21 protein-coding genes are annotated in these 23,371 nt (G+C 62.5%); 11 read left to right on the top strand and 10 right to left on the bottom strand.

What is annotated here, in order from left to right; all coding sequences use genetic code 11:
* Positions 1 to 51 precede the first annotated feature (51 nt).
* Positions 52 to 1,905 (top strand): asparagine synthase (glutamine-hydrolyzing), encoded by a 1,854-nt coding sequence (gene asnB, locus PQG80_RS17890; protein ID WP_271752801.1) that lies wholly within the window; start codon positions 52 to 54, stop codon positions 1,903 to 1,905.
* Positions 1,906 to 1,991: 86 nt separating this feature from the next.
* Here the strand turns inward: asnB and rdgB are convergent, their stop codons facing one another.
* Complete coding sequence (gene rdgB / locus PQG80_RS17885; RefSeq protein WP_271752800.1) at positions 1,992 to 2,654, bottom strand: RdgB/HAM1 family non-canonical purine NTP pyrophosphatase; 663 nt, start codon at positions 2,652 to 2,654, stop codon at positions 1,992 to 1,994.
* A complete protein-coding gene (rph, locus tag PQG80_RS17880; RefSeq protein ID WP_271752799.1) occupies positions 2,651 to 3,397 on the bottom strand; it encodes a ribonuclease PH in 747 nt (248 codons plus the stop codon). Before rph ends, rdgB begins: the two co-directional genes overlap by 4 nt.
* A 189-nt stretch (positions 3,398 to 3,586) precedes the next feature.
* Between rph and PQG80_RS17875 the strand changes: the two genes are divergently transcribed.
* The 3 genes from PQG80_RS17875 to PQG80_RS17865 are packed head-to-tail and all read left to right on the top strand — an operon-like array spanning position 3,587 to position 7,183.
* Positions 3,587 to 4,912 carry a spore germination protein gene (locus PQG80_RS17875; protein WP_271752798.1) on the top strand — a complete coding sequence of 442 codons (1,326 nt, stop codon included), beginning with the start codon at positions 3,587 to 3,589 and terminating at the stop codon, positions 4,910 to 4,912.
* A 22-nt stretch (positions 4,913 to 4,934) separates the two neighbouring features.
* A complete protein-coding gene (locus tag PQG80_RS17870) occupies positions 4,935 to 6,083 on the top strand; it encodes a hypothetical protein (RefSeq protein WP_271752797.1) in 1,149 nt (382 codons plus the stop codon).
* A gap of 2 nt (positions 6,084 to 6,085) precedes the next feature.
* On the top strand, positions 6,086 to 7,183 hold the full coding sequence (locus PQG80_RS17865; RefSeq protein ID WP_271752796.1) for a Ger(x)C family spore germination protein: 1,098 nt from the start codon (positions 6,086 to 6,088) through the stop codon (positions 7,181 to 7,183).
* 20 nt (positions 7,184 to 7,203) lie between these two features.
* Here PQG80_RS17865 and PQG80_RS17860 read toward each other — a convergent pair whose 3' ends face one another.
* The gene (locus PQG80_RS17860) at positions 7,204 to 8,286 is read right to left on the bottom strand and encodes a GerMN domain-containing protein (RefSeq protein WP_271752795.1); all 1,083 of its coding nucleotides are present in this window, start codon (positions 8,284 to 8,286) and stop codon (positions 7,204 to 7,206) included.
* Positions 8,287 to 8,519: 233 nt separating this feature from the next.
* On the opposite strand from PQG80_RS17860, the gene PQG80_RS17855 reads away from it, so the two are divergent.
* On the top strand, positions 8,520 to 9,020 hold the full coding sequence (locus PQG80_RS17855; protein ID WP_271752914.1) for a phosphatidylglycerophosphatase A family protein: 501 nt from the start codon (positions 8,520 to 8,522) through the stop codon (positions 9,018 to 9,020).
* A gap of 725 nt (positions 9,021 to 9,745) precedes the next feature.
* On the opposite strand, the gene PQG80_RS17850 is transcribed toward PQG80_RS17855, so the two are convergent.
* Positions 9,746 to 10,948 carry an MBL fold metallo-hydrolase gene (locus PQG80_RS17850; protein ID WP_271752794.1) on the bottom strand — a complete coding sequence of 401 codons (1,203 nt, stop codon included), beginning with the start codon at positions 10,946 to 10,948 and terminating at the stop codon, positions 9,746 to 9,748.
* Between the two features lie 176 nt (positions 10,949 to 11,124).
* On the opposite strand from PQG80_RS17850, the gene PQG80_RS17845 reads away from it, so the two are divergent.
* The 5 genes from PQG80_RS17845 to PQG80_RS17825 are packed head-to-tail and all read left to right on the top strand — an operon-like array spanning position 11,125 to position 17,626.
* On the top strand, positions 11,125 to 12,492 hold the full coding sequence (locus tag PQG80_RS17845) for a YheC/YheD family endospore coat-associated protein (RefSeq protein WP_271752793.1): 1,368 nt from the start codon (positions 11,125 to 11,127) through the stop codon (positions 12,490 to 12,492).
* On the top strand, positions 12,467 to 13,798 hold the full coding sequence (locus PQG80_RS17840; protein ID WP_271752792.1) for a YheC/YheD family endospore coat-associated protein: 1,332 nt from the start codon (positions 12,467 to 12,469) through the stop codon (positions 13,796 to 13,798). The genes PQG80_RS17845 and PQG80_RS17840 overlap by 26 nt, the downstream gene beginning before the upstream one ends.
* Positions 13,707 to 15,080: a YheC/YheD family endospore coat-associated protein gene (locus PQG80_RS17835; protein WP_271752791.1), complete on the top strand. Its 1,374-nt coding sequence runs from the start codon at positions 13,707 to 13,709 to the stop codon at positions 15,078 to 15,080. Before PQG80_RS17840 ends, PQG80_RS17835 begins: the two co-directional genes overlap by 92 nt.
* Positions 15,080 to 16,264 (top strand): YheC/YheD family endospore coat-associated protein, encoded by a 1,185-nt coding sequence (locus PQG80_RS17830; protein WP_271752790.1) that lies wholly within the window; start codon positions 15,080 to 15,082, stop codon positions 16,262 to 16,264. Before PQG80_RS17835 ends, PQG80_RS17830 begins: the two co-directional genes overlap by 1 nt.
* Before the next feature lie 48 nt (positions 16,265 to 16,312).
* Positions 16,313 to 17,626, top strand: a complete 1,314-nt coding sequence (locus tag PQG80_RS17825) for a YheC/YheD family endospore coat-associated protein (RefSeq protein ID WP_271752789.1) — start codon at positions 16,313 to 16,315, stop codon at positions 17,624 to 17,626.
* Positions 17,627 to 17,699: 73 nt separating this feature from the next.
* On the opposite strand, the gene PQG80_RS17820 is transcribed toward PQG80_RS17825, so the two are convergent.
* Positions 17,700 to 18,380: an HAD family hydrolase gene (locus PQG80_RS17820; RefSeq protein WP_271752788.1), complete on the bottom strand. Its 681-nt coding sequence runs from the start codon at positions 18,378 to 18,380 to the stop codon at positions 17,700 to 17,702.
* 343 nt (positions 18,381 to 18,723) lie between these two features.
* Here PQG80_RS17820 and PQG80_RS17815 point away from each other — a divergent pair, with 343 nt between their 5' ends.
* Positions 18,724 to 19,455 carry a hypothetical protein gene (locus tag PQG80_RS17815; protein WP_271752787.1) on the top strand — a complete coding sequence of 244 codons (732 nt, stop codon included), beginning with the start codon at positions 18,724 to 18,726 and terminating at the stop codon, positions 19,453 to 19,455.
* Positions 19,456 to 19,564: 109 nt separating this feature from the next.
* Here PQG80_RS17815 and PQG80_RS17810 read toward each other — a convergent pair whose 3' ends face one another.
* The 5 genes from PQG80_RS17810 to PQG80_RS17790 form a co-directional block, all read right to left on the bottom strand.
* Positions 19,565 to 20,134 (bottom strand): manganese catalase family protein, encoded by a 570-nt coding sequence (locus PQG80_RS17810; RefSeq protein WP_271752786.1) that lies wholly within the window; start codon positions 20,132 to 20,134, stop codon positions 19,565 to 19,567.
* Positions 20,135 to 20,149: 15 nt separating this feature from the next.
* Positions 20,150 to 20,413, bottom strand: a complete 264-nt coding sequence (locus PQG80_RS17805; protein WP_271752913.1) for a spore coat protein CotJB — start codon at positions 20,411 to 20,413, stop codon at positions 20,150 to 20,152.
* 62 nt (positions 20,414 to 20,475) lie between these two features.
* Positions 20,476 to 20,697 (bottom strand): spore coat associated protein CotJA, encoded by a 222-nt coding sequence (locus PQG80_RS17800; protein WP_090115542.1) that lies wholly within the window; start codon positions 20,695 to 20,697, stop codon positions 20,476 to 20,478.
* Between the two features lie 175 nt (positions 20,698 to 20,872).
* The gene (gene ytvI, locus PQG80_RS17795; RefSeq protein WP_271752785.1) at positions 20,873 to 21,910 is read right to left on the bottom strand and encodes a sporulation integral membrane protein YtvI; all 1,038 of its coding nucleotides are present in this window, start codon (positions 21,908 to 21,910) and stop codon (positions 20,873 to 20,875) included.
* Positions 21,911 to 21,964: 54 nt separating this feature from the next.
* A complete protein-coding gene (locus PQG80_RS17790; RefSeq protein WP_271752784.1) occupies positions 21,965 to 23,320 on the bottom strand; it encodes a hemolysin family protein in 1,356 nt (451 codons plus the stop codon).
* Positions 23,321 to 23,371 lie beyond the last annotated feature (51 nt).

Raw genomic sequence — 23,371 nt, 5'->3', positions numbered from 1 at the left:
CCCATTCTTTAGGCAGCCAGGCAGATACCAGCGGGGAGGTTGCGATAGGCCATGTGCGGAATAACAGGCTGGATCGATTGGAATCGGGACTTGACGCAGCAGGCCGACGCGCTCGAGCGCATGACGGAGACGCTGGAGCTGCGCGGCCCCGACGCTTCGGGCACGTGGCTGTCCCGCCACTGCGCGTTCGGACACCGCCGGCTGTCCGTCATGGACCCGGCGAACGGCGCGCAGCCGATGGTGCGCCCGTCCAAGGAAGCGGACGACCACGATTGCGTCCTCGTCTATAACGGCGAATTGTACAATGCCCCCGAGCTCAAAAAGGAACTGCTCTCGCTCGGCTACGCGTTCAAGACCAGCTGCGATACGGAAGTTCTGCTGCAGGCATACGTGGAGTGGGGACCGGCTTGCGTGGAGCGGTTCAACGGCATTTTCGCGTTTGCCGTCTGGCATTCGCTGGATCAGACGCTGTTCGCCGCGCGCGACAGACTCGGCGTTAAGCCGTTCTTCTACCGCCGCGACGAAGGCCGGCTGCTGTTCGGCTCGGAGCCGAAGGCGATCCTGGCCCATCCCGACGTCGAGCCGGAGATCGACGGCGAAGGACTCGCCGAGCTGTTCGTGCTCGGCCCGGCCCGCACGCCCGGCCACGGCATCTGGCGCGGGCTGTCGGAGCTCAAGCCGGGGCAGACGCTTACTTACGACCGGAACGGCCTGCGTATCCGAACTTACTGGCAGCTCGAGAGCCGGGAACACGAGGACGACGAGGCAACCACCTCCGCGCGCATCGGCGAGCTGCTCGCGGATACGCTCGAGCGCCAGCTTGCCTCCGACGTGCCCGTCTGCACGCTGCTCTCCGGCGGACTCGACTCCAGCGCGCTGACGGCGCTGGCCGTCGCTTATTACGATCGTACCGGCCAAGGCAACGTCGATACGTACTCGGTGGATTACGTGGACAACGACAAGCATTTCAAAGCGCATGACTTCCAGCCGAACGCCGACGCGCCGTGGATCGCGCGCATGGTCGAGCATTTGCGCACGGCGCATCATTCGATCCAGTTCGATACGCCCGAGCTCGTCGACGCGCTGGAGATGGCCGTCCGGGCCAAGGATTACCCGGGTATGGCGGATATCGACGCTTCCTTGTACCTGTTCTGCCGGGAGATCAAGAAAGGCGCGACCGTCGCCGTCTCCGGTGAAGCCGCGGACGAGGTATTCGGCGGCTACCCCTGGTTCCACCGCAAGGATGCGCTGGAAGCCGGCACGTTCCCTTGGTCGCTGTCCGTCGATCTGAGAGAGAGCATCCTCTCTCCCGGGCTCGTAGAGTCGATCCGTCCGCGGGAGTACGTGGCCGACCGGTACGCCCAGGCCGTGAGCGAGGTGCCGCCGCTGCCCGGGGAAAACGAAGAACAGCGCCTCATGCGCCGCATGTCGTACCTCAACATCACCCGCTTCATGCCGACGCTGCTGGACCGCAAGGACCGGATGAGCATGGCGGCGGGACTCGAGGTGCGGGTGCCGTATTGCGATCACCGCCTGGTCGATTACGTGTTCAACGTCCCTTGGAAGATCAAGCAGGCGGGCGACCGGGAGAAGGGCATCCTCCGCAAGTCGCTCGAAGGCGTGCTGCCGCATGACGTTCTGTACCGCAAAAAGAGCCCTTATCCGAAGACGCATAATCCGAATTACCTGTCTGCGGTCAAAACGCGGCTGCTGGAGCGTCTCGACGATCCGTCTTCCCCGATGCTGCAGCTGATCGACCGCAAAAAAGTGCGCCATATCGCCGAGACCGCCGACGCCTCCACGAACCTGCCGTGGTTCGGTCAGCTCATGAGCGGTCCGCAGCTGTTCGCTTATCTGCTGCAGGTCGATTACTGGCTGCGCGCGTACAAAGTCAGGCTCGTCTAGCAAAAGGAAAAAGGGATGGAGCAGCGTTTCTCTCTGCTTCATCCCTTTTGCGCCTTGCTCTGGATAGATCGCCCCCTGGTCTCCGGTCAGACCTCTGTGCCGGACGCATCCAGCAGGCGAAGTAGCGCGGCCAACGCCTGTCCGCGGTGGCTGATCGCGTTCTTGTCGGCGACGGTTAGCTCCGCCATCGATCGCCCGTGCGACGGCAGCCAGAACAGCGGGTCGTAACCGAACCCGCCCTCGCCGCACGGCGAGCCGGTGATGATGCCCTCGACCTCGCCAGCCGCGCAGAGCGTGTCGCCGCCCGGCTTGTAGATGACGAGGCAGCTGACGAAGCGGGCGGCGCTAAGCGGCTCGGGCGCTCCCCCTGCCGCGTCGGCCGGCACGGAAGCGCCAGCCGCGCGAAGCTCGCGGACGAGCTTCGCGTTGTTGGCCGCGTCGCCGGCTCCCTCGCCCGCGTATCGGGCGGAGTAGATGCCCGGCGCGCCGCCGAGCGCGTCGACGCACAGACCCGAGTCGTCCGCCAGCGCAGGCAATCCGGTCGCGAGCGACACCGTCTTGGCCTTGATGGTCGCGTTGGCCTCGAACGAGTCGCCGTCCTCCACGATCTCCGGGATGTCCCGCCCGCTCTCGATCTCGGTCAGATCGGCGACCTTCACGCCGAGCTCGGCGAATGCCGCCCTGAACTCGGCCGTCTTGCCCTTGTTGCGCGTCGCGACGAGCAGCGTGTCGCCTGCCGCTAGCCTCACGCCCGCACCGTGCCGATCCGCGCCCCCGCTTCGCCCAGCGCTTGGCGCTGCAGCTCGATCAGCCGCGCGATGCCGGATTCCGCGAGCGCCAGCATGCCGTCGAGCTCGGCGCGCGAGTACGGTTTCTCCTCGCCAGTGCCCTGCACCTCGACGTACGCGCCCGCGCCCGTCATGACCACGTTCATATCCACCTTGACCTTGGAATCCTCCGCGTAGTTCAGATCCAGCAGCGTATCGCCGCCGAGAACGCCGACGCTGACCGAAGCCAGGTAATCCGTCAACGGATACTTCGCGAACGCGTGCGTGCCCGCGAGCTTGTGCACGGCGAGCGCGAGCGCGATAAAGGCGCCCGTAATCGAGGTCGTCCGCGTGCCTCCGTCCGCCTGGAGCACGTCGCAATCCAGCGTGATCGTGCGTTCGCCCAGCGCCCCGAGATCGACGACCGAGCGCAGCGCGCGCCCGATCAGCCGCTGGATCTCCATCGTGCGGCCGACCTGTTTGCCCTTGACCGACTCCCGCTGATTGCGCGAATGCGTCGCTCTCGGCAGCATGGCGTACTCCGCGGTCACCCAGCCTTTTCCTTGTCCCTTCAGAAAGGGCGGCACGCGCTCCTCGACCGTAGCCGTAACCAGCACCTTCGTATCGCCCATCTCGATCTGAACCGAGCCTTCGGCGTATTTGTTCGGATTCAGCGCGACGGCCAGCGGTCTCAGCTCGCCCCGTTCTCTCCCGTCCGATCTCATCGTTGCCATTCCTCCTTGAGCTAACGCGGCGGGACAAGCGTCCCCCCGACAAAATCCATCCCATTTTACCAGAGTGCAAAGCCAAAAGCATCTAAGGGCCTCTCAATCGCCCCGGGCGCTCCGCCAACGCATGAGTTCCCCGATTCAGGGCACGCTATCTCCCGACTGGAAATGAAAGGAGAAGGCGCAATGATCGAGGCGATCCAAGATCAGCTCGGCAATCCCTCCGACTTCACGGCCGAGACGATGGACAACGGCTACGCGAAAATGCAGATCTGCTTTTTTCCCGGCATGTGCGACATGGATCAGCTCAAAGACGCCGTGATCGTGCCTTTCTCCTACCGGTTCGACCCCGACGAGTTCCGCAGGATGCTGCACACGAGCGTAGCTTTTATGAAAGACGTCCCCGCCAACCACCTGGCCGACTACCTGCTCAAAGGCTACGTGATCCTGGGATACGAAGGTGAAGTGTTCGTGTTCCGCGCGATCCGCAGAATGCAGACGGCGCCGGACCAGACGCAAGTGGAAGCTTCCCTGCAGGGACCCCAATCCGCGTTTACCGAAAATCTCGACCTCAACCTGACGCTCGTCCGAACGCTATACAACGTGCCCGACCTATCCGTGGAAAACTACGAGCCTGGCAACCTGTCCAAATCGAAAATCGTCCTGTTGTACGACCGCACCAAGTGCAACGACGCAACCCTGAAGGAAGTCCGAAAAAGACTTGAAAACCTGGACCATGGATTGCTGCTCTCGGCCGGCCAGCTCGCCAAGCACCTGTCGCAGGCCAAATATCGGCTGTTCCCGATCACGCAGCTGACGGAGCGCCCCGACCGGCTCAGCATGCACATCAACAAGGGCAAGCTCGCCGTACTGATGGACGGCAGCCGGTTCGCCATTCTGCTTCCGGTGCACTTTTTCGATTTCATGTACGCCATGGACGACCATTACGAACCGTCCTGGATGAGCAACTTCATGCTCGGACTGCGCTATATATCGATGCTGCTGACGCTTACCCTGCCCGCGCTCTACATCTCGATCGTCTCCTACAATCCCGAAGTTTTCCGCGTGCAGCTCGCGTTCACGATCGACGGGAGCCGCGCGGCCGTGCCGTATCCGTCCTTTATCGAAGTGCTGCTCATGCTGTTCATGATCGAGGTGCTCATCGAAGCCAGTCTCCGCCTGCCCCGCGCGGTCGGCTCGACGGCCGCTACGGTCGGCGGCCTGATCCTCGGGCAAGCGGCGCAGCAGGCCGGTCTCGTCAGCAGCGTCATGATCATCGTCACGTCGGTCGTCGCCATATCCAACTTCGTGATTCCGAATACGACGTTCAGCTATTTTATCCGCATCTTAAAATACGGGTTCGTCGCGGTCGCCGTGTTCGCCGGCCTTGTGGGCGTGGTCGTGGCGCTGTTCATGATGGTCGTCTACCTGTGCAATATGCGAAGCTTCGGCGAGCCCTACTTCGCGCTGTTCCAGAGCAAGGCAAGAGTAGCCGGCAGCAAAAACAGATAAGCGCGGGAAGGGATGGTCGCCGATGATCCGGTATTACTATTATCACATCTTCTACGTGGGCATGATGAACATCATGGTGCTCGTTCCCTACGTACTGATCAGCCATCGATTCGACGGCGCCGTCTCCTCGTTCCCCCTCGCGATCGCCTGCGGAACGCTGTACAGCTTCGTGACGTCCTCCGTCTTTCAGCGTTTTCCCGGCCTCGGTCTCCCCGAGATCTACAAGCTCTTTTTTCCCGTCTGGCTGGCCAATTGCCTCAATATTATAGGCGTCGTCATATGGAGCAGCGCGGGAATCATCGTCTTGTTCTCCTACTCGAATACGATCGGCATCTTTTTCGACCCGGAGGCCAGCTCTTACCTGAATCTCGGCATCATGGCCATCGCTTCGCTCTGGGCGGCAACCCGTTCGTCCCGTTCGGTCCAATTCGCGCACGAGGTGCTGCTGGTCGTCAGCTCGCCGATCGTTCTGTGGATCTTGAGCAAGGCCTTGTTCAGCGATTGGCTCGATTGGGACGCCATTCGGCTCGTCGCCGGCGCGGGCATCCGCAAGCCGCCTTCCATGGCCTGCTTTTTCGCGGCTTCCTTCGTGTTCTCCGGTCATATGAATATCACGCTGTTCAACCGGCTCCACCCGCCCGACCTCAAGTTCCGCTTCCGATGGATGATCCCGATCGTCGGCACGTTTTTTCTGCTGGTCTCCTTCTTCGTGCCCATCGGCTTCCACGGCACGCAGGCGGTCGGCAACTACCTGTACGTATGGAGCGTCACGACGGACAGCCTCATGATGAAGTACGGCTTTATCCAGCGCGTGCTGTATTTGTTCTTGCTGCTCTACACGTTCCTGTCTCTCTTGTTCGTCATGAATACGTGGCATACGGGGATGGAGTTCTTAAAAGCCTGCTTCAAACGGTACAAGCCGCTGACGGACGAGGTGAACGTACCGGCCGTCAATTGGTGGATCTGTTCGTTCTGGGTGGTCGTAACCTTCGTTTACGCCTACTACACCAATGACCTGCTGAACCGGGTCGTGGCGGAGATGTGGCTGATCACGCATTTTATCGTCGAATCCATTCTTGTCTTTATGCTGCTGGCGTTCTGGTACATGAAGAAAAAAGGGCGCATGAGACGATCTGAGGCATCGCTGGCGCCCCAAGGCGGAGGTTCGTGACCATGACGGGAAAACGGATGCTGTCCTGCATCGTTTGTCTGACGCTCCTTCTCGTCCTCGGCGGCTGTCAGCTTAAGGACATCGACAAACGGTATTTCGTCGTCTCCGCGGGCTTCGATTATTCGAACGATCCCGCCAAGCCTTATCGCGTGACGCTCCGGCTGGCGCTTCCTTCTTCAAAGGTCGAGGAAGGCGGCGCCATGTCCGTCGTCCAGACCGTGGACGCGGCCTCGATCGCCGAAGCGGTGCGCCATCTCAAGGCGACGGTCGACAAGGAGCTCGAGTTCGGCCACTGCCGCGAGTTCGTGCTCGGCAAGGAGCTGGTCGCAAAGGACGGCATCTATAATTCGATGCAATGGCTGTCCCGCCGCCGCGATATCCAGAGCGTGTCGAACATGATGATCGGCGATCCGGACGCGCTGTCCGTGGTGAGCCTAAAGCCCAAGTCCGAGCGGTATCCGGGCAATTCCCTGTTCCTCTCCTTCGGCAACGAAGGGACGGAATCCGCCCATACGGTGACGACTTACCTGTTCGACCTGTACCGTCGCCTCTACGAGACCGGCCTGGATCCGGCTCTTCCGGTCGCGAGCGTTTTCCTCGACGCCTACAAGATCGACCGCGCCGCGCTGCTGGACAAAAATAAAGCGCGCCTCTACCTGGATCCGGAAGAGACGCTGCTGTTCAATATGACGGCCTTCGGCGTGGACAATACGATCATCGTGCTCCCGGACAAGCCGCTTAACATCGTGCTCGCGGCCACGAGAAACACCTCGAGCATCGATCTGAAGGGAGGCAGCGATCCGGTAGCCGTCGTCAATATTCGCATCGAAGGCTTCCTCGAGCAAAGCCCTCCCCACTTGCTGGAGGAGGACTGGAGCGGACTGGAGCGGAAGATGGCCAAGCACTTCGCCGAGGAAGCCGAGCGGATGCTCTACAAGATCCGCGACGCGGGAGTCGATCCGTACGGCTTTGGGCTGCACTACCTGGCCGATCGTCATAATGCCAAAGGGAGCTGGGAAAAATGGAAGAGCCTCTACCGGGAGATCCGGTTCGACGTGCGCGCCAAAGTATCCATTCAGGGTTCGGGGCTGATCCGTTAGACGAACGCGGAGCGGCCGGCTCAGCCGGTATAGGCGTTGATCTGCGTCGGACGCTCGACGGGCTGCTCGTAAGTCTCGTTGTTGGTGCCCGTCAGCTCGCTGCTGCCGTTGACGGCGACCGATACCTTGGGAGCGCCGGTCGCCTCGGTCAAGGTCAGCACCAGGCCTTCCATCATCTCGGTCGGCATCGACAGCCCCGCGGTCCAGCCTTGTTCCTGAAGCTTGACCTGCACGGTGTCCGACTTCAGGGCGAGATCTTCTACGGTGGTATTCGCGAGCATGACGGAATTCAAGCTATTCGTGTCCTGAGGTCCCTTGATCAGCTCGCCGAGCGCGGCGCGCGCGCGGTCGCTCTGCCGCTCGACCAGACGCGTCACGGGCACGAAGTAACCGTCCCCCTGCTCGTTCTTCGCGGAGAAATACAGCGTTACGGCCATCGAATCGCTGGCTTTGACCTGCGGCGAGCGCTCCAGGTTGATGCCGATGTTGCGCGTCAGCACGCCGGGAACGGGCACGCCGGTGGCCGGCAGCTCGGACATCGGCTGTCCTGCGACGGTCAGATGCACCTTGTCGATGCCCGGCAGCTCCGTCATCGTCCAGACGATCGCCTCCAGCGCCTTGCGCTCGTCCGATGCCGGGATTCCGGCTAGCGGCTGCGCGAAGTCTACGGTGACCGATCCGGCTTCCGGATTCTTGACGACGGAGGAGACGACGGTGCCCTTCGGCAGCACGGGCGTGAATCCCGGCGGGAGCTGCCCCGCAAGCTTGGCGTCGGAGGTCATCCAGGCCAGCGCCTCCAGCTCGGGCGCGCTCTGGCCCGGCTTGCCTTCTTGCTTGGACCTGTCCAGCGTCATCGGCGCGATGTAGCCCCGGCTGTCCTTCAGATAGACCGTCAGCCCGTCGGCGATCGCCGAGCTGCCCATGGGCGCCATGGCGTCGTCCGCCAGCTGGAGCATCTGGTTCTCCACGGAGGCCGGCGGCGCGTCGATCGATTCCGTCGCCGTCTTTTCCACGCCCGACATGCTGCAGCCCGTGACCGCGAGGGCCAGTCCGCCCGCCGCCAGCAGCTTCCACAATGGTTTGCGATAATCGATAGGTATCATAGTCGCATTTTCCTCCCGCAGGGGCGCCGCGCTTTATCGCTTCCCTCGTATTGTAGTACTATGTATACGAGCCCCCGGTAGAAATATGTACGGTTTGTCCGGGCGCCGCGAAAGAATATAAATGACGTATATCGCTTCGCGCCATGCAGGGAAGCGATAACAAGAAAGAGGTGTTCGCATTGTCCAATCCGGCTAATTACCGGCTGAATAGCAAGGAGGTCGCGCAGGCGACCATGGAGTGGCTCGGCAAGCGGGGGGTGGCCAAAGAGCAGATCGGCCAGCTCGTGATGCTGCTGCAGAAGGATTATTATCCCGAGCTGACGCTGGACGAATGCGTGACGAACGTCGAAGCCGTCCTGTCCAAACGGGAGGTGCAGAACGCGGTGCTCACCGGCATCCAGCTGGACATGCTCGCCGAGAAGGGCGAGCTGCTGCCGCCGCTGCAGGACATGATCTGGTACGACGAAGGGCTGTACGGCTGCGACGAGGTGCTGGCGCTCAGCATCGTGAACGTATACGGCAGCATCGGCATGACGAACTTCGGCTACGTCGACAAGTTCAAGCCCGGCGTACTGAAGAAGCTGAACGAGAAAAACGGCAAGGACGTCCACACCTTCCTCGACGATATCGTCGGCGCGATCGCCGCATCGGCTTCAAGCCGGATCGCCCACCGCAAGCAGGCGGAGCGCGAAGCGATGCAGGAGGCGCTGGGCAGCGAAGAAGGGAAGCAGTAATCGAAAAAGCCGAGAAGGCCCCGCTGGGCGCCTTCTCGGCTTTTTCGCGTGCGCTTGATTGCTGCGGTTGCGCGTCGCCGCCGCTGCTGGTGCGGCGCATAGCACCGTTTTGGTGCTAATGCGCGGAGTTCGGCCGGGCGCGGCGTCGCGGCCGCGGGCGCATGGCACCGTTTTGGTGCTAATGCGCGGAGTTCGGCCGGGCGGGGCGCTGCGGCTGCGGGCGCATGGCACCATTTTGGTGCTAATGCGCGGAGATCGGCCGGGCGGGGCGCCGCGGCTGCGGGCGCATCGCACCATTTTGATGCTAACGCGCGGAGATCGGCCGGGCGGGGCGCTGCGGTTGCGGGTGCATGGCACCATTTTGGTGCAAATGCGCGGAGTTAGATGGGGTGCGGCGCTGCGGCTGCGGGCGCATGGCACCATTTTGGTGCTAATGCGCGGAGCTTGGCCGTGCGGGGCGCCGCGGCTGCGGGTGCGGCGCATGGCACCGTTTTGGTGCTAATGCGCGGAGATCGGCCGGGCGGGGCGCCGCGGCTGCCGGCGCATCGCACCATTTTGGTGCTAACGCGCGGAGATCGGCCGGGCGGGGCGCCGCGGCTGCGGACGCATGGCACCATTTTGGTGCTAACGCGCCGAGTTCGGCCGGGCGCGTGCCGCGGCTGCGGGCGCATCGCACCATTTTGGTGCTAATGCGCGGAGCTCGGTGGGGCATGGTGCCCCGGCAGTCAGCCTTCAGTCGGTCGATAATAAACCTGGCCGCCGGCCGAAGCTGGCTCCGTCTCGCGAATCAGCATGCCCGACAGGGCCATTCGCTCCAGGTGGGCGATCGTCTCCGCCATCGCAAACCGCAGATTGTGCGGATTGCCTAGGACTCGCTCGCCAAACAGCGTCTCGCACATCGCGAACGATTGGAATCGGCCAGCCGAGCCCGCCGCATTCATGCGCACGGAGGCTTCCATACTTGCTGCGCCCGCGCTCGCTTGGTCCATACTTGCTGCGCCCACACTCGCTTGGTCCATACTTGCTGCCCCCGCACTCGCCGCGTCCACGGTTGCTGCGACCGCTCGGGCATCCCCCGCGTCAGATGTATCCGCGCTCCTTATCGCCAACTCCTCCGCGAGCTCCGCCATGCGCGCAAGGCGCCTCGCATGATGGTCGCGCAGCTCCGCCACTCTTCTGCCGTATTCGGCGAAGGGCTCCCGGTGCCCCGGGAACGCGGTATCCACCTCGATGGCCGCCATGCGCGCCAGGCTCGACAGATAGGATCCGAGCGGGTCCGGGTCCCCGTCCGGCATCCAGCCGATATTGGGCGTGATGTCCGGCAGCACCTGGTCGCCGCATAGCATCATCCGGCGATCGCGGTCGTAGAACGCCAGATGGCCCGGCGCGTGTCCCTCGCCGCCGACCGCCTCCCACTCCGCGCCTCCGAACGACAGCTTGTCTCCCGCGCGAATGATGCGCGTACGCGCCGGGTGCGGCAGCACCTGCCGCTTCACGCTCTCCAGATGCGCCAGCACGCCCCCGGACAGCGTTTCCGGCAGCCCGTGCGCGCGGAAGGCGCCCGCGAGCGACGCGGAGAATGTCTCCCCCTCTCCCCACAGTCGATGCGCATAAAGAGCCGCTGTCTCGGACAGATACACTTCCGCGCCGGTCCTCGACTGCAGCCAGCCCGCCAGACCGTAATGATCCGGATGGTAATGGGTCAGCACGATCCTTCCGATATCGCTCCACCCGATGCCCAGCTCGTCCATGACGATTTCCCATGCGGCCTCCGACTCTTCCGTTCGCAAGCCCGGATCGACGACCGTCCATCCCTCCTCGCCTCGAAGCAGGTAGGCATTGACCCACTTCAACGCGAACGGAAGCGGCAGCCTCAGCTGCACGATGCCGCTCATTCGCCTCGTCCACAGGGGCTGCGAATCCCTCATCTTGCCCGCCTCCCCGATCGCTCGTTTCTTCCCAGTATAGTGTTTTTAGGCGGAGTCGGCCAATCACCTATGGATAGATGTCCTCATATGATGGTGTATTCTCGCCTGCGTCCGCATCGTCGCCCACCCGGGCCGCGCAAGGGCGGACAGCGAGCACGTTGGAAGGAGCCGTCCACATGACTACCCCAAAGGTCGACGTCCAGGTCGTAAGCTCCGGCATAATGGCCGATGACGTCCTGATGCTGGGGGATTCGGTGATGAAGGCAGCCAAAATCCCGGCCCAGCAGCAGCTCATTCTGCAATTCGGTTCCCTCCGCCAATCCGTCACCGCGGTCTCCGTGCCCCGGTACGACGGCCTGCGCATCGGGCATGCGCTGGCCAGGCGCATGGGCCTCGCCTCGGGCACGCCGCTGCGGCTGCAGTACCGGCCGGGCTCCCGCACGCTGTCGATCGGCCCCATCATCGGGGTGCTGGTCAGCCGGGACTACCCTGCCCAGCCCGACAAGCCGTTCGGGAGCATCACGATGTTCTGCCGGGAGCTGGTGGACGCATGCCGCAGCCAAGGCGCGTTCGTGTACTTCTTCACGCCGGGCGGCATCGGGGCGAGGAGCGGCGGCGTAGAAGGCTGGGTATACCAGGGCGGCTGGCACCAGGCGGTCCTGCCGGCGCCGGACGTCGTGAACAACCGGCTGACCTCGCGCAAGCTCGAGAACAAGTCCAGCGTCCAACATTTTCTAAACGACATCAAGCAGCGATACGGCGCCCAGGTGTTCAACGAGAAATTCCTCGACAAATCCGAAGTGTTCGAGGCGCTCAAGGGGGATACGGCGGTGCTGCGCTATCTGCCCGAATCCCATTCGCTCATGAGCTATACGACGCTCAGAAGCATGTGCTCCCGCTATGCGTCCGTGTTCCTGAAGCCCGTGCGGGGGAGTCTCGGCAAAGGCATCATCCGGCTGAGCCGGTCGGGACAGGAAGGCTGGACGGCCTCGTTCACGACGCCGCTAGGCACGCGCAAGCAGGTGTACCCGAATCTGGTCAAGGTATTCTCGGCGATCAGCGGCAAGATGAAGTCCGTCCGCTACTTGATCCAGCAGGGGCTGACGCTCATCGAGATCGGCGGCAGGCCCGTCGACTTCCGCGCGCTGACGCAGAAGAACGCTTCGGGCAAATGGGTCGTCACCTCCATCGTGGGGCGTATCGCCGGCAGCCAGCATTACGTGTCTAACCTCGCGAGAGGCGGCACGCTGTCCACCGTAAAGGAAGCGGTCGCCAGGTCGAACATGGCGCCCGGCGCCCGCAAGGATGTCTCGGCCCGGCTCCACAAGGCCGCGCTCGATATCTCGAAGGGCGTCGACGAGCGGATACCCGCCCATTTCGGCGAGCTCGGCGTCGACCTCGCGCTCGACACGTCGGGGCGCGTATGGCTGCTCGAAGTGAATTCGAAGCCTTCCAAGAACGACAATACGCCATTAAACGAGGGGAAAATCCGCCCGTCGGTGCGGATGATGATTCAATATGCCCGTTACCTTGCAGGATTCTAACGGAGATCGGCACGGCGACCGGCGCCGCGCGCGCGGCTTGGCCGGCAGCCCCGCACGGGACCGCGCGATGGACCCAGGCGCCGCGAACGGCGAAGCGCTGCGTCCGATCGGCATTCTGGTCAGCGAACGAACGGAACAATCGGAAGAGGGGGCGGCCGCGCCGTTCGCCGAAGCGGACTTCATCCGGCGTCTGATGGCCGCCGCGCCGAAGCATGCGCTCGAAGCGTATGCCTTCGATCCCGCGACTTGGGATGCCCGCACGGGCACGGTCGCCGGCTGGCGATATGCGGGCGGCGGCTGGCGGCGGGCCATCGTGGAGGCGCCGGTCCTGCTGTACGACCGGATATGGCCGGACGACCGCGAAGCCAGGGATCGCAGCCTCGCCGCGCTGCGCACAATGCGGGAGCGAGGCGGCTTCAAGCTGCTGAACGGCAGCCTGCCGGGCAAGACGGCCGTGTTCCGGACATTGTCCCGCTATCCGGAGATTCGTCCGCTGCTCCCGCCGTCGGCCGCTTACCGGGGCGCCGCGTCGCTCGCGGCCTGGATCCGGGCGAGAGGCGGCTCCGCCTTCCTTAAGCCCTCGGGCGGCTCCCAGGGCAAAGGCGCGCTCGTCGTCGCAGCGTCCGGGGACGGCAGCTGGACGCTCGGCGGGCGCGACGCCGCGGGACGTCATGTCCCGGCGCGCAGGCTTCCCCGCCGCGACGCGCTGCGCGAGATCCGCGCCTGGATCGGTATACGTCCCTATCTCATGCAGCCGCTGCTCGAGCTGCGGGGACCGGACGGAGAGCCCTTCGACCTGCGCGCGCTCATGCAGAAAGACGGCACCGGCGCCTGGCGGCTGACGGGCATCGCGGTCCGGACCGGCTCGCACGACTCCGTGACGGCCAATCTGCACGGCGGAGGCATCGCCCGGCCGCCAGGTCCTTACCTCGCCGCGCTGTACGGCGAGCGGGCCGCCGACCGATTGCTTCGGCGCGTGCGCGAAGCTTCCGCGGAGATCGTGGCCCGCCTGGAGCAAATGTACGGACGCTTCGCGGAGCTCGGCCTCGATTACGGCATCGACCGCGGGGGCCGGATCTGGTTCCTAGAAGCGAATACGAAGCCCGGCCGCGCTTCCATGGCCGAGGCCGGTACGGATGCCATGTCGGATGCGATCCACAACCCCTTGGCCTATGCGCGTTACATCCTGCTTGTATCTTCTGGGAGGGTATGTCATGAGTTTGACCTTGTGCAACGTTCACTTCACGCAGCAGGCGGAGAAGGTCATATGGCTGTCGGGCCCGCTCGCCAAGATGCTAAATATTGACGGCCGCAAAACGATAAACGTGAAACTGGGCCGGGATGTCGTTCCGGCCGCCCTGAAGACCGTAAAGCGCAAGGGAAACCACGTCTTTCTGTCCGCCGGACTTCGCCGGTCCATGCGAATCCCCAAGTCGGGGAACGTCTATCTGGCCGGCGCGGACGGCGACGAGATCCAGCTTGGCCCGCTTATCGGCGTGCTGACGGACGGCACCCGCTCGCAGACCGCTCCCTTCGGCTCCCGCACCGGGTTCGTCCGGCAGCTGCTAGCGATCGGCCAGAAAAAGGCTTATTTCTTCGCGTTCACCCCGAAGGACATCAACTGGCAGCAGGAAACGGTGCACGGCTGGTTCCTCGACGGCGGAGGCGGCTGGGTGCGCCGCGTCGTGCCGCTGCCCGATGTCGTGTACAACAGGCTCCCGAGCAGGCGCGCGGAGACGGGAAGCTATATCACCTCGCTGCGCGAGAAGTTCGTAAGAAGGCGGATTCCGTTCTTCAACTGGAGCTTCTTCAATAAGTCCGACGTCTACAGCCTGCTGGACAACGATCCCGAAGCGCTCGCCCACCTGCCCGAGTCGATCAACAATCCGACCTCCGAAAAAATCAAGGAGCTGCTCGAGAAACACCACTTTCTCTATTACAAGCCGACGGGCGGCAGCCTCGGCATGGGCATCTACCGGCTCACCTACCACCCGAAGCGGGGTTATTTCGTCCGATACAGGCGAGGCACGAGCAACGTGCTGCTGCGTTTCACGAGCTTCTCGAGCCTGATGAAGATGCTGCGGGCCAGGCATGGCGCGAGGCTGGCCGGCTACGTCGTGCAGCAGGGCATCCGGCTGATCGAGATCGACCACTGTCCTATCGACTTCCGGTTCCATATGCACAAGGACGGCGACAACCGCTGGGTCGTGGCCGGCATCGGCGCCAAGAAGGCGGGACGCGGCAGCGTGACGACCCACGTCAAGAACGGCGGACAGCTCATGACGCCTGAGCAGGCGCTGAGCAGGACGTTCGGGGACCGCTCGTCCGAGGTGCTGCAGGATGCCAAGAACGCGGCCGTCAAGCTCTCGGAGGCGATCGAGCGCAACTACAACCACACCCTGGGCGAGCTCGGCCTCGACATCGGCATCGACAAGGACGGGGAGATCTGGATGTTCGAGGCGAACGCCAAGCCGGGCCGTTCCATCTTCAAGCATCCTGCGCTCAAGGAGCAAGGCAAGGCGTCGCTCGGGTATATTCTCGACCACTGTCTGTACCTCAGCAAATTCCGCAGGAAGGATGAGTCCTGATGCTACGACCAGCCGCAGCCGATCCGGGCGTGCTCGCCGTGGCGCCCGCCGGCGCCACCGTGCAGGCGCAGGCGCAGGAGCGGCCCGTGCTCGCGATTCTGACGATCGACGACGATCTCCAGCTGTTCAGGGGCAACCGACAGAACTTCGCCGATCTGCTTAAAACGGGCGAGGATCAGGGTTTTCTGGCCTATGTCGTGACCGTCCGCAACTTGAAGCTCGGCGCGCCTCGCGTGCTGGGCTTCACCTACAACGCCGCGAAGGATATTTGGCTCAAGTCGTGGTTCCCCCGCCCCTCCGTCGTATACAACCGTATCCCGCTGCGCGAGGACGAGAGGCTGCCCTGGGTCCGCAAGAAGCTGGCCCGGATCGCCAGCCAGCCCGATATGGCTTTTTTTAACCGCCGCTTCTTCAATAAATGGTCGCTGTTCAAATGGCTGAGCGAATACAAAACGACGCGCGCCTATGTGCCCGAGACGAAACGCCTGACCGAGCAGAAGGTGCTGTCCGGCATGCTGCGCCGCCATCCGCTCGTGTATCTCAAGCCGGTCATGGGCAAGGCCGGCGTCGGCATTATGACGGTGAAGATCTCGCCGGAGAAAAATCTTCCCTACCGTCTGCAGGTGCAGGACGAAAAAGGGAGCAGCACCTACCACTGCTCGACGCTGAACCGGCTGTGGACGCGCGTGCGGTCCAACGTGAAGTCCCAGGCCGAGCCGTATATCGCGCAGCAGGGCATCTCGCTGGCCAAGGTGAACGGAAGGCCGTTCGACCTGCGCGCGCTCGTGCAGAAGAACGCGGACGGGGCTTGGGAGCTGACCGGCATCGGCGCTCGGATGGCGGGCACGTCTAGCATCACGACCCATGTGCCCAGAGGCGGGTCCATCGAGGACCCGGAGCGGCTGCTCGCGGCCGTATTCGGCGCCGAGAAGGCGCAGCAGGTGTTCGATAAAGTCCGTCAGACCGTACTCGTGCTTGCCGCCCGGATCGAGCGTGCCTCGCGCTGCCGTTTGTTCGAGATGTCGATGGATCTCGGGATCGACGAGGAAGGCCACCTGTGGTTTTTCGAGGCCAACTCCAAGCCCATGAAGTTCGACGAGCCGCATATTCGCAAGAAATCGCTCGAACGCATTTTCCAGTACGGCCATTATATTCATCGCCGGCGGTTCCAGGAGCGAAGGTAAGGACGCTGCGCCTGCAATGCTGGAATACCGGAGCCGGAGGTGGCAAACTTGGCGGCGCAGCCGACGCTAGGCATATTGACGCTGTACCTGAACGAACGCAAGGCCTTGGAGGAAAAACCCGTCTACGCGAGAATGACCGCGATCGGACGCAAGCTCGGCCTTACCGTATTCGTATTCACGCCGGACGACGTAGACGAGGACGGCGACCGCATCCATGCGCTGTTTTACCATCCGGAATCTCGGTCCTGGGACCGCAAGTGGGTGCGGTTCCCGCAGCTGATCTACGACCGCTGCCGCATTCAGCGCAGTTCGCGATTCCAGCGGCTGCTCGCGTTTCGGCGGAAGTACGGCCATCTGACGTTTCTGAACCGGCCGCTGCGCAACAAATGGACCGTGCACCGGACGCTGGGCAAGGTCGCCGCATTCGAATCCCACCTGCCGGCCACCCGGTTCTACGATACGCCCGAGGATGTTCACGCCATGCTGCGCAAGCATTCCCTCGTCTACGTGAAGCCGATCAACGGCACGGGCGGACGCGGCATTCTGCGGGTCGAGCGGATGAAGGACGGCAGCTATGCCGTCCAGGGCCGCGACCACGGACGCCGCATCGTGACGCCTCGCCGGGTGTCCAAGGAGCAGCTCTCCGGCGTGCTGCGGTCATGGGATAAGCACGGAGACCGATATATCGCGCAGCAAGGGCTGCATATCCGGCTGCCGAGCGGCCGGGTGCACGATTACCGGATGCTCGTGCAGAAGAACGGCGAGGGCGAATGGACGCTCACCGGCTGTGCCGGACGCGTCGGCCCGCCCCGCAGCATCACGAGCAATCTGCACGGCGGCGGCAGGGCGGTGCCCATGAAGACGCTGCTGCGCGAGTGGATCGGCAGCGAGGAGCGCATCGGCCAGATCCGCCGGACGGCGGAGACGCTCGGCATCGGCGTGGCGCGGCACCTCGAGCGCACGTACGGCGCGCTGTGCGAGCTCGCGCTGGACCTGGCGATCGACCGCGAGGGCCGCGTCTGGCTGCTTGAGGTCAATCCGAAACCGTCGCGCGAGGTGTTCATTCAGGCAGGCGAGCGGGACGTGTACCGGACGGCGCTGACCCGGCCGCTGGAGTACGCCCAGTGGCTGCACCGCCAGCGGCGGCTGGCGCGTACCGGCAAGAGCCGCACGGTAGGCGGCGTCGGCACGGGCAGCGGCGGCGCCGGAGGCAACGGAGCTGGCGGCGGCGCGGGCGGCAGCTTAGCGACGGGACGGCCGCAGTCGGCCGCAGCCGCGGCAGGCCACGGCTCCGCGGCGGGCATGCGGCCGGCAGGCGGTTACGAATCGGAGGCATCCGGTGGCGGTGCCGAGTTCGGATGAGCGGCCGGCTCCCCTTGTTCGAATCATGAAGACAGGAAAAGGAGTAAGCTCCCCGGGAGCTTACTCCTTTTTCTCATCCGCCGCTTCGGCCCACCAACGTCAGCAGCTCGCTAAAACTCGCGATCCGCACGTCCGCTCCGTCCAGCTCGCCTTCGCGCCGGAAGCCTGCGTAGTCGCAGCCGACCGTGAACAGGGCGTTGCCTTTGCCGGCCTCGATGTCCGAGTTGCGGTCGCCCACCATCCAGGCCGACTTCGCGCCGCTATCGGTCAGCAGCAGCTTCACAAGGTCGACCTTGGAGCTCGTACCGTATTCGCCGGCGCTGTAGAACCCCTCGAAAAGCTCCCCGATGCCTCTTAGGCGCGGCACTTCTTTGACGTAGCTCTCCAGCCCGTTGCTGGCGACGAACAGCCGCACGCCGCGCGACCTCAGCTCGTTCAGCACTTCGGGCACGCCTTCGTACAATTCGCCCCGTCCGTTCTCGAGCTCCTCCAGCTCGTACTGCAAGAGCAATTCGTTCGCCCGGTCCTGCGCAGCTGGAGAACCGTCCGGCATCACCCGCTGCCAGATATGCTCCAGCAGCATGCCGAGCGAGCCCAGCAGTCGCCCGACGGGCGGCTCCGGCGCCAGGTACAAGCCTTCCTCCCGCAGAGTGGCGAATACGCGACGGTGAACTTCTTCCAGCAAAGTCTCGGTACGGAACAGCGTTCCGTCCAGATCGAACAGCATGGCTTCCGGCAATTCGTATCGTTTCATAGATGACTCCTCGGCGTTTTTCATCCATCATACCGAAGCCCGGCGTACGCCGCAACCCGCTCTCCCCTTAGGAAAGCTGCACGGAAGCGCGCATACGAGCCGAATTCAAGAACGAAGCCGCCGCTTTTTTAAATGCCAAATCTTGACCCATAAAGTTTGATCTTCATCCTTATACAATCGGATCCCGATGAGCTTGAACGGCGTCCATATTTCATTAAAATAGTAATAGGGCATGACGCGTACCATCCTTTACAATATTTCCTATAATAATGGTTCTATAATACCACCTCTCAATGATAAATAAATGACAAAAGTCATAGGACTTATAGCGAGGTGAACTTGAATGCGGGCAGTCAATCGATCGGTCTTCGTCTTGCTTGCGTTGGCCGTTTGGCTGGCTTCAACGGGCTGCGATGCGAAAAACAGGCTGAAGGACGCCTTAAATGCGTGCGGCGAATACGAGTGGGGCGATTTTCTAATCATTGGCGGCGTCGATTATCTATATAACCAGGACGGTACGCAGGCAGTGGCGGATGAACAACGGGGAAAGAAAATCGGAGAAGTAACGTACACGCTGGATGCGCACCCCTGCTCGGAACATAAGACAGCCGATGGCGTCGCGTCCTACTTGCCTGCGGGAACGCCCATCTACGCGTTGATCGGTTACAAGACGTCCTACCGGGTCGTTGCGGACGGCAGAGTGTATGAGGCGGTCCGCAATCCGCATGCCGGCACGCTCGGCGAGCTGTACGATCTGGACGGCAATTTCTCCAAAGTGAGCCTGGAGAGCGGTATCGACGGCAGTCCGATCGGCGACTTCGCGCCCGAAGCATCCGCCGTCTTCGGCCGAGAGCTGCCGCGGCTCAAGATCGTAGGCTCCGATACGATCCATAAAAACAATAAGCCCGAGTACGGCATTTTCCTGCGGGTGCATCTGAAGGACGGAACTTCGTTCCGGATGGTTTTTTATGAAAATGCGAATGCCTTTACGGGTGCGGGCGCATACGGCACGGAAGCGTTAAAGGCAGTCATCGTCGGCGAAAGGGCGCGAATTAAAAAAGCAGCCGGCTTGTAGCGGCATCATGCGCGAATAGCCGCTCCCAAACGCGGACAGCCGGATCTCCCGGCGGTCCGCGTTTGCGAATGAGCCCGCTTGTCGTTCAAGACGCTCGAGGCGTTCGCTATCAAAATACCTTTTTCTGCTCCCGGTCCGCCTTGATGATCTCGACGGCCTCGCGGAAGCGCAGCGAATGCACGATCTCGCGCTCGCGCAGGAACTTAAGGCTGTCCTGAATGTCGACGTCGTCCGTCATGTCGATGAGCCATTGGTAGGTCGCCCGGGCCTTCTCTTCGGCGGCGATGTCTTCATACAGATCCGCGATCGGATCTCCCTTGGCTTGGATATAGGCAGCGGTCCACGGCACCCCGCTCGCGTTCTCGTAAAAGAGCGCGCTGTCGTGGTTGACGTAGTGAGGCCCAAGCCCCGCGGCTTCCAGCTGCTCTACGGACGCGTCCTTGGTGAGCTTATAGATCATGGTGGCGATCATCTCGAGATGGGCGAACTCCTCGGTCCCTATATCGGTCAGCAAGCCGATGACTTTGTCCGGGATCGTGTATCGCTGGTTCAGGTAGCGCAGCGCCGCAGAGAGCTCTCCGTCCGCCCCGCCGTACTGCTCGGTCAGATACCTGGCCATGCGGATATCGCATTTGCCGACCCTGACGGGATACTGCAGCTTCTTCTCATAAACCCACATATCGCGCCTCCCCTCCTACACTTGCCACGGCCAGGGCGTATCGTTCCACTGCCATGGATACCGGCTGAAGCTGTTGCCGAACCCCATCTGCGGCCCGTACTTCTGCTCGAACGTCGCCATGAGCTGCTTGCGAAGCTGGGCCAGCTGATTGAACTGCTGCAGCGCCTGCATGTCCGCGGGATGCGTATCGAGGAACAAGGAGAGCTCTACGAGCGCGAAGTCGACCTTCTGGATCTCGAGCAGATCGCGTTTGTAGGCCTCGCCGCCGCGCTCTGGCATATGCTGCGCATAGGCGTTTTCCCCGGTTCGGTTCAAGACCTCTTCTCTGTCCGCCAAGCCTCTCAGCCTCCTTTGCGGTTGCAGCGCGACGTATAGGGGCTATACAACGCCGGCCACAGCGTTCCTTTGAACAACGCTTCGTCTAGCGGAAATTGCGGAAGGTTGGACGGCTGAAAGTAAATATACTGATTGGGCGGCACGATATACCTTTTGACCGGCACGGGGGGACAAGGATCGTCCGGGCTGGCGTAAGGGCGCCATTCCCGCCACTGGTTGTCATACATGAGGATTCCCTCCTTCGGCGTGACCGTACGCCATACTGCTCTAGCGTATGCGCCCATGGGCGCAATCTGAACGTTGCATATGGATATATTTGGATGGCCTGTCTCATAAAAAAAACCCCGCCGGAAACTTCGGCGAGGGCTGGCGGATCTATCCCGTGCAAGAGCCGGGTACCGGCTACAGCTTGATCTTGAGGTTAATCAATCCGACCTTGCGCGCCGCCATGTACACGATGACGACGACCGGGCCGAGGAATACGCCGACGAGACCGACCAGCTCGAAGCCGACGTAAAGACTGATGAGCGCGGGCAGCGCGCCGATGCCGACGGCGTCGCCAAGCACCTTGGGCTCCACGATCCGCCGGACGACGGTGATGACGAGGAAGAGCAGGATAAGTCCTACGCCGGCGTACGTATCGCCGGTCAGGAGCATGTAGGCCGCCCAAGGCACCAGAACCGAGCCGGTCCCGAGGATCGGCAGAATATCGACGACGACGATGAGCAGCGCGATCGCGAGCGGATAACCGGTGCCGATGATCAGCAGTCCGACGAAGGAGATGATGTACGTCATCAAGCTCAGCACGAACTGGGCACGCAGGAAGCCGAAGATCGACTTGCGCAGATTCTCCATGACCTGCGAGACCTGACTCCTGGACTCCTCGGCGAAGATGGACAGGAACGAGGCCATCATCGTAGGAAGGCTCAGGCTGAACATATACACAGCGACGAAAAACACGATCAAGACGACGAAAAAGCTCGGTATGCCGGCTGCGAACCCGACGAGCGGCTTGGAGATCGACGTCGCGAGACCGGACAGCCAATCGGTCAGATTGTTCGTCAGGCTCTCCAGCTTGATCGGCAGACCGTGATCGCCGCCCTGCCCGTTGTAGGAATTGCTCGCCTTTTCGAGCGCGTCCTGGATATAGTCGTTGGCGCTCTTCAGGTACGATGGCAGGTTGCTCCAGAACGAAGTCAGCTCGGCGAATATCTTGATGCCGATCAGCCCCATCAGCCCGAGCAGGATGACCGTGAACAACGTGCTCGTGACGGTCGACGCCGCCAGACGGTTCATTTTAAGCCGCGTCATGAAGAGCTTGGTCATCGGCTCGAGGAAAATGACGACGATCAGGGCCAGCAGGAACGGCGCGCCGATCGTGAACAGCAAATAGAGGAAGCCAAGTCCCAGAACCATCAATAATACTGTGCGCAGCGGCATGCGTTCACACCTTTCAAGGTCGGTCGCCGCCTATGCGGCGAATTCGGAATAAGGTCAGTCCTGGTCGGGCGGCGGGTCCGTCAGGTCGTCCGCATCCGACTGTATATACCGATAGATATGTACGCGTTGGACTCTTAGACGTTCCACTTCGGTGATCTCGAACACGAATCCCTGCTCCACGATCTTGCGGCCCTCCGCGACGTTGCCGTCCAGACCCTTGAACAGCCAGCCGCCGATCGAATCGACCTCTTCCTCCTCGATCTCGATGCCCAGCAGATCGTCGACCTCCTCGATCAGCATGCGGCCGTCGACCGAATATCCGTCTCCCTGGATCTCCACGCTCGGCGGCTCGTCGTCGAACTCGTCCTGCATCTCCCCGACGATCTCCTCGAGGATCATCTCGGCCGTCAGCATGCCCGCCGTGCCGCCGTATTCGTCGATGACGATCGCGACCTGCGACTTGTGGCGCTGCATCAGCTTGAGCACGCGGCTGATCTCCATCGACTCGGGCACGCTCAGGATGGGGCGCAGGTAGGCGCGCAGATCTTGCACCTCGTCCGGATCGGCCGTGAGCACGTCCGTGATATGTACGAAGCCGATGATCTGATCCTTGTCCTCCACGCCGACCGGATATCGGGTATGCTTCACCCGATAGGCCATCTTCATATTTTCTTCGTACGGCAGATTCACGAACATGCAGTCCATGTCCGTGCGCGGCAGCATCACCTCGCGGGCCACCCGTTCCGAGAATTCGAACACGTTGTCGAACAGCGTCATCTCTTCCTTGTCGATGATCCCGCTCTTGGCGCTCTCGTTCATGAGAATGCGGATCTCTTCCTCGGTATGCGCCGCGTCGTGCTCGCTCGCCGGTCTCACGCCGACCAGACGAAGCAGCAGATTGGCCGCGTTGTTCAGCAGCCAGATGACCGGAAGGAACAGTCTGTAAAAAAACAGAAGGGGGATCGACAGCCACAGCGAGACGCCCTCCGACTTCTGGATCGCGAGCGACTTGGGCGCGAGCTCGCCCAGCACGATGTGCAGGAACGTAATAACGCTAAACGCGATGATGTAGGAGATCGTATGGATCGTCGTCTCGTTCGTCACGCCGTATTGGTGGAGCAGCGGGATGACGATCAGGTCGGCGATCGCAGGCTCGCCCGTCCAGCCGAGCCCCAGCGACGCGAGCGTGATGCCGAGCTGCGTGGCGGACAGGTAGACGTCGAGCTTGCGGTTGACCTTAAGCGCGTACTTCGCCCTGACGTTGCCCTCGTTGGTCAGCTGCGTGAGCCTCGACTGACGCACCTTGACCAGCGCGAATTCGGCCGCCACGAAAAAGCCGTTCAGCAGCACGAGGAACAATACGAGGGCGGCATGCCAGAAGATCGAGCCCCACAGCAATTCGGTGTTCAAAAAGCTTCAGCTTCCTTTCGTACGGCATCTGCGGCAAGGCGAGCGCTAAGC

Origin of the sequence: Cohnella rhizoplanae, from assembly GCF_948329515.1 — a bacterium.
In the GTDB taxonomy this organism is placed as follows: Bacteria; Bacillota; Bacilli; order Paenibacillales; family Paenibacillaceae; genus Cohnella; species Cohnella rhizoplanae.
This window is presented reverse-complemented; position numbering and strand designations above follow the sequence as displayed.

Coding starts and splice junctions, on each gene's coding strand:
- PQG80_RS17820 (WP_271752788.1), bottom strand. CDS start 18,380: ATGAAACGATACGAATTGCCGGAAGCCATGCTGTTCGATCTGGACGGA.
- PQG80_RS17875 (WP_271752798.1), top strand. CDS start 3,587: ATGATCGAGGCGATCCAAGATCAGCTCGGCAATCCCTCCGACTTCACG.
- PQG80_RS17830 (WP_271752790.1), top strand. CDS start 15,080: ATGCTACGACCAGCCGCAGCCGATCCGGGCGTGCTCGCCGTGGCGCCC.
- PQG80_RS17815 (WP_271752787.1), top strand. CDS start 18,724: ATGCGGGCAGTCAATCGATCGGTCTTCGTCTTGCTTGCGTTGGCCGTT.
- PQG80_RS17855 (WP_271752914.1), top strand. CDS start 8,520: ATGGAGTGGCTCGGCAAGCGGGGGGTGGCCAAAGAGCAGATCGGCCAG.
- PQG80_RS17800 (WP_090115542.1), bottom strand. CDS start 20,697: ATGTATGACAACCAGTGGCGGGAATGGCGCCCTTACGCCAGCCCGGAC.
- asnB (WP_271752801.1), top strand. CDS start 52: ATGTGCGGAATAACAGGCTGGATCGATTGGAATCGGGACTTGACGCAG.
- PQG80_RS17850 (WP_271752794.1), bottom strand. CDS start 10,948: ATGAGGGATTCGCAGCCCCTGTGGACGAGGCGAATGAGCGGCATCGTG.
- PQG80_RS17865 (WP_271752796.1), top strand. CDS start 6,086: ATGACGGGAAAACGGATGCTGTCCTGCATCGTTTGTCTGACGCTCCTT.
- PQG80_RS17835 (WP_271752791.1), top strand. CDS start 13,707: ATGAGTTTGACCTTGTGCAACGTTCACTTCACGCAGCAGGCGGAGAAG.
- PQG80_RS17840 (WP_271752792.1), top strand. CDS start 12,467: ATGCCCGTTACCTTGCAGGATTCTAACGGAGATCGGCACGGCGACCGG.
- PQG80_RS17845 (WP_271752793.1), top strand. CDS start 11,125: ATGACTACCCCAAAGGTCGACGTCCAGGTCGTAAGCTCCGGCATAATG.
- PQG80_RS17860 (WP_271752795.1), bottom strand. CDS start 8,286: ATGATACCTATCGATTATCGCAAACCATTGTGGAAGCTGCTGGCGGCG.
- rph (WP_271752799.1), bottom strand. CDS start 3,397: ATGAGATCGGACGGGAGAGAACGGGGCGAGCTGAGACCGCTGGCCGTC.
- PQG80_RS17870 (WP_271752797.1), top strand. CDS start 4,935: ATGATCCGGTATTACTATTATCACATCTTCTACGTGGGCATGATGAAC.
- ytvI (WP_271752785.1), bottom strand. CDS start 21,910: ATGCCGCTGCGCACAGTATTATTGATGGTTCTGGGACTTGGCTTCCTC.
- PQG80_RS17805 (WP_271752913.1), bottom strand. CDS start 20,413: ATGCCAGAGCGCGGCGGCGAGGCCTACAAACGCGATCTGCTCGAGATC.
- PQG80_RS17810 (WP_271752786.1), bottom strand. CDS start 20,134: ATGTGGGTTTATGAGAAGAAGCTGCAGTATCCCGTCAGGGTCGGCAAA.